The sequence below is a fragment of the Gluconobacter sp. genome (assembly GCF_047722525.1).
In the GTDB taxonomy this organism is placed as follows: domain Bacteria; phylum Pseudomonadota; class Alphaproteobacteria; order Acetobacterales; family Acetobacteraceae; genus Gluconobacter.
Genome location: NZ_JBDNYY010000055.1, coordinates 1 through 4,826, shown reverse-complemented (window position 1 = coordinate 4,826; position 4,826 = coordinate 1). Strand labels below are relative to the sequence as shown.

At 57.6% G+C, this 4,826-nt stretch carries 5 protein-coding genes; 3 read left to right on the top strand and 2 right to left on the bottom strand.

Annotated elements, in window-relative coordinates; all coding sequences use genetic code 11:
- The first annotated feature begins 528 nt into the window (after positions 1-528).
- A complete protein-coding gene (locus ABF859_RS15405) occupies positions 529-1,464 on the top strand; it encodes a replication protein RepA (RefSeq protein WP_081107133.1) in 936 nt (311 codons plus the stop codon).
- A gap of 355 nt (positions 1,465-1,819) precedes the next feature.
- On the opposite strand, the gene ABF859_RS15400 is transcribed toward ABF859_RS15405, so the two are convergent.
- Positions 1,820-2,482, bottom strand: a complete 663-nt coding sequence (locus ABF859_RS15400; RefSeq protein ID WP_062493562.1) for a ParA family protein — start codon at positions 2,480-2,482, stop codon at positions 1,820-1,822.
- Positions 2,483-2,966: 484 nt separating this feature from the next.
- Here ABF859_RS15400 and ABF859_RS15395 point away from each other — a divergent pair, with 484 nt between their 5' ends.
- On the top strand, positions 2,967-3,344 hold the full coding sequence (locus tag ABF859_RS15395; protein ID WP_415528509.1) for a hypothetical protein: 378 nt from the start codon (positions 2,967-2,969) through the stop codon (positions 3,342-3,344).
- Positions 3,341-4,312 (top strand): phosphoadenosine phosphosulfate reductase family protein, encoded by a 972-nt coding sequence (locus ABF859_RS15390; RefSeq protein ID WP_415528508.1) that lies wholly within the window; start codon positions 3,341-3,343, stop codon positions 4,310-4,312. Before ABF859_RS15395 ends, ABF859_RS15390 begins: the two co-directional genes overlap by 4 nt.
- A gap of 2 nt (positions 4,313-4,314) precedes the next feature.
- On the opposite strand, the gene ABF859_RS15385 is transcribed toward ABF859_RS15390, so the two are convergent.
- A complete protein-coding gene (locus tag ABF859_RS15385) occupies positions 4,315-4,770 on the bottom strand; it encodes a MucR family transcriptional regulator (protein ID WP_415528510.1) in 456 nt (151 codons plus the stop codon).
- Positions 4,771-4,826 lie beyond the last annotated feature (56 nt).

Sequence of the window (4,826 nt, the reverse complement as noted above, 5' to 3'; positions counted from 1 at the left end):
TCGGCGTGGTGGAGAAATATATCGAGGTAGAGGACGCCATGACCAAGCATCCAGGGCGAAGTCGGTTCTAAATTTGATCCTATGTGTGTGTTTTGGTGAGGACGAAAAGAGCCTTCTCCCAACCCAGTCAGGCGTTTTGGTGATGATAGCGTGTGTTTTGGTGAGAAGGTGGGCACGGGAAACAGCGACTTTTTGATGTTGCTACGTGTGATTTGGTGAGGAAACTAATAATAGAATCACTAATAAGAAATAGTTCGTCTCACCAAATCACACAAAAGCGATCGTTTAGCCCGACGAGCCACTAAATATCGCTGTTTTGGGAAAACGCTCACCAAAGCACACACACTTTTCTATCACGCTTGGGGAGGCGCAGCGTTAGAAGCGGGCTTTCCGCTACGGTTATCTGCAAAAACCATGCCTCTCACCAAAACACACACCACAAACCTCTATTCCTCACCAAAACACACACCGCCATTCATACGATGGTGTGCAATAAAAACTCTATGAGGATGCTCAAGGGCTAGCAGTGTGACGACTATCCATAAGCTTTTAGAAGCTCAAGGTAAGCAAGGCGTCCTAGCCTTAGGTTTAGATCGAGACGTAGTCGAAGCCGCATCAGCATACATGGCTGATGAAGAGAACGGACTAGGTTTCATTTACTCAGGGTGGGCTCAATGCGCTTTACCTCACAGACGATTGCCCGCCCATGAAGCGTGGCAAATGTCCTCGGATCGCGTAAAGCTAATCATTCAGCCTGGGATAAAGCCTATCCCAAATTCAGATGAATTAGAGCATGTAGGCGTACCCTTTGGGGCGCATGCTCGGCTAATTCTACTTTTCCTGCAAACTGAAGCGATCAGGACGAACTCTCGAGAAATTGAATTAGGTAAAAGTCTTCGGCAGTGGATTAAGCGGATAGGTATTCAGCCTAGTGGCTCTTCAGCACGCTCAGTCCGAGACCAAGCCGAACGCATTAGCAGATGTCGCCTGAGCTTCCACATCCATAACAATGAAACGGGAACAAGCGCTCTCGTAAATCAGGCCATTGTTGATGGAGCACTTTTCGTTTCTGAAGGCGGAGCGCATAGTGAGAAGAGTTATCTCGAAGTAGCAAAGCTTTCAGAAGGATATTTTGAGCAGCTTCGTAAGCACCCTGTCCCCGTTCAAGAAGCGGCTGTTAGGGCCATCGCAAATAATTCGGCTGCGCTGGACATATATATATGGTTGGCATACCGGCTCCATGTCCTAACCCAAAAACGTCTTGTAACATGGGCGGCACTGAAGGCGCAGTTCGGCCCTAGCTATAAAGAACTGTATCACTTCAAGGCGAAATGGCAGAAGCCGCTGGCTTTGGCGCTAGCCGTTTATCCAGATGCAAAAGTAGAGGTCACAGACGAAGGACTCATTCTTCATCAGTCCCCTCCCCCGGTAAAACCTCGGCTTCTCACGCGAAAACCAGCCTAGCGATCGCGCCAGGGGGTTATTTTCCCATTCTCGAGATCTGTTGGCGCGACAGCAACTCCTTTGTCCGCAACAGCTCGCATAATAAACTGCTTCACGGTCATACCGTGCTCTTCTGCGGCTTTCCCCAAAGCCCGGAGAGTGCTCGTCCGCACACGCATGTTGTGGTTGACGGCTTTGTCCTCTGGGACGACCTCCGCTGGCGGAAGCCGCGGGTTTACGCTACGAGCGGTTTCGAGTGCTTGGTCTGCTCGGGTCTTCGGTACTGGCACCGATTTTCCACCGTCAGTGCTGACCCTGCCAAGGGCTGCAGCAGTGATTTCGCTTGCATCCGATCTTTTTCGAGGTTTAAGCGCCATTAGATACCCTCCCCTTTCAGGGTTTTAGTGCGTTCCGGAATCCAGCCAATCGCCTTCAACTCGGCTATAAGAGCGGTTACTTCGTCGGCTGCCGCACCTTTAGCCGGAATGGTACCCGAGTAGGAGATCTCTCCGAACGCTGTGCGATGTGAGACTGACGCCTTCAAGGTGGGAATACCTGCGTCGCGCAGCTCCTGTTCAGCGTGCTTTGTAAGGTTTGTGCGAGAGAGGCGGTTCATTATCGCGCGAACCTCGATTTTGCGCCGCGCTGCCGACGCAAGGCCCTTCGCCTGCTTGATCGTCTCTTCAGCTTGGTTCAAATCGGCTGCGCCAGCGGTCAACGGAACGAGGATCTGGTCTGCCACGGTCATCGCTACTGCTCCGGCCAAGTTTCCAAAGCCTGCAGTGTCGATCAAGACAAGGTCAGAGGTCTCGTCTAGCCCCAAAGCGAGATCAGCAATGGAGCGCTCGGAAGTTTCCGCCACGCACGTAAAGGGCTTTCCTTCGTAAGTGTTGCTATGCCAGTCCGACATTGCCTTAGTCGGGTCGGCGTCAATGACAGCGACTGCGAGACCGTCTGCTGCGCAACGCGCGGAGATTATTTGACACAGGGTGGTTTTTCCGGGCCCCCCCTTAAAGGAGGCAATAGTTAGGATTGGCATTTATCTATATCTCTTCCTTGATATGAAGACCTTCTACCATGGCGTTACGTCATTACGCAATTCCATAATGACGTAATGACGTCATTACGTCATTACATTCGCGCGGAAGTGGCCGCCCGCCGTCCTGGGCAGGGGCGGCGTCATTGCGTAAAGCCGTAACGACACGCTGCGGACCGGCCCGCGCCGTTGGGCCTGTGGCCTGCGAGTGCTCCCGCGCTGTAATGACGCCGTTACGTCATTACAGCCGTGCCGCGTTACTCAATGAGATGAAGAAAGAAGGAGGATAAAAGAAGGAGCCGCTGCCTGTCAGCCGCCCGTGCTGCAACAGGTGGGTCGCCGTCCGTCCTCCCCATGCTCGCCGGCTACGCCGCCTGCGCGTGGGTGCGGGTGACGCCGATCCTGCCGCTGCGCGGCACTGTTGCACCCCGGTCGCCCGACACGCCGTCGCAAGGATGTTTGAAGAACCAGAGATGGATCGAGCATCATGCGACGCTACCAGTTTCCCTATGTTCCAACCCCCCGTGGCCGGCCTCCCATGCGCTGGACAGACACGCAGGAGCCCACAACCTGCCGCCGCTGCAAAGCGCACTGGGAAGATGGTGATCCGGCACTCACGATTGCCTGCACGGGCTGCGGCGCACCTGCGAATGAGCCGTGCCGCCGTAGCTCGGGTGGCAATGAGCGTGTGTGCGCCTGTCGCGACGAAGCGGCCGTCCAGATGGGGCTGCTGACACGTTGCGAGGGACTGACATGGGACGGTCGCCACGAAAAGCCGCTGCTATTGCGGGAACGCCCGATCGCCCACGCCCTAATGTGCCGCTCGGTGCGGACAGGCGCGCCTGTCAGTCGGTGGACCTCATGAGCCCGGATCTCGCGTCCTATGATCGCATCATTGTCGCCGTGTCGGGAGGCAAGGACGGCACGGCCTGTCTGCTCGCCCTGCTGGAAGCTGGTGCTCCGGCCGAACGCATCGAGCTCTGGCATCACGAGGTGGATGGGGCAGGGCGGTCCTTCATGGACTGGCCCTCCACAGGCCCGTATGTCGCAGCCCTGGCGCGGGATTTCAGCCTGCCGCTGTACCGCTCCTGGCGCGAGGGCGGCTTCGAGCGCGAAATGCTGCGCCACGATATGCCGACCGCGCCCGTGGTCTTCGAGACCCCGGAGGGGCGCGTCGTCGCCGGAGGGCTGGGCCAGAACGGAACCCGCCTGCGCTTTCCTCAGGTCTCGGCCAGCCTTTCCGTGCGCTGGTGTTCGGCGAGCCTCAAGGTTGATGTGGCCGATCGTGCCTTGCGGGGGCAGGAGCGGTTCCTGAACCGACGTACCCTCATGGTCACAGGCGAGCGTGCTGAAGAGAGTCCCGCACGGGCCCGCTATGCGGCCTTCGAACGCCATCGGACTGACACGAGAAACGGGACGCGGCGGCGTCGACATGTCGATCACTTCCGGCCCGTGCACGCCTGGTCCGAGGCCGAAGTCTGGGCCATCCTCGAGCGCTGGCGCGTGATGCCCGCCTTTCCCTATCAGGTCGGCTTTTCGCGCCTGTCCTGCGCGTTCTGCATCTTCGGCAATGCAGACCAGTTCGCCACCCTGAAATGGATGGATGCGAACCGGTTTGCGAAACTGGTCAGATATGAAAAAGACTTCGGCTGCACGATCAAACGTGACCGGGGACTCGAGCAGCTGTCGTCCGAAGGGACGGTTTATGAAGCGGCCCGGTCGCGGCCCGATCTGGTCGCAGCCTGCCTGTCAGACCGCCCGTTACAGACGGTTCTGACAGAAAACTGGACTCTCCCGGCCGGTGCCTTCGGTAACGGAGGAGGGCCCCTCTAGTTTCAGGCGCGGGCCGGACGGCCCCGCCGTTTTTCGGGGAGCTTCTTTACCGGAGGGAGGTCTTCTTCCTGAGGCGCAGAAGCGCGGGTTCTGGAGTCCAGGCCGATTTCCCGGGCAAGAGCTGCGCGCTGTGCGGAATAGCCGGGAGCGACCATCGGATATTCCGGGGGCAGACCCCAGCGGGCCCGGTATTCATCAGGCGTCATGTTGTACGCCGTTTTGAGATGACGGCGGAGCATCTTCAGCTTTTTCCCGTCTTCCAGACAGATGATGTAGTCCGGGAAAACCGACTTCTTCGGATTGACCACGGGAACCGGCGCCTCTTCGGCCGCAGCCTCGGAGACCGCCGGAACGGTCAGGGCCGTGTGGACGGAACGGATCAGGCCCGGGAGCCCATCGGGCGCGACATCGTTTCTTGAGAGATAGGCGGCCACGATTTCGGCCGTCAGGGAACGCAGGTGGAGGGATCGAAGAACCCTTGATTGATACGCTTAGCTGGTGATTTCAGGTTTTT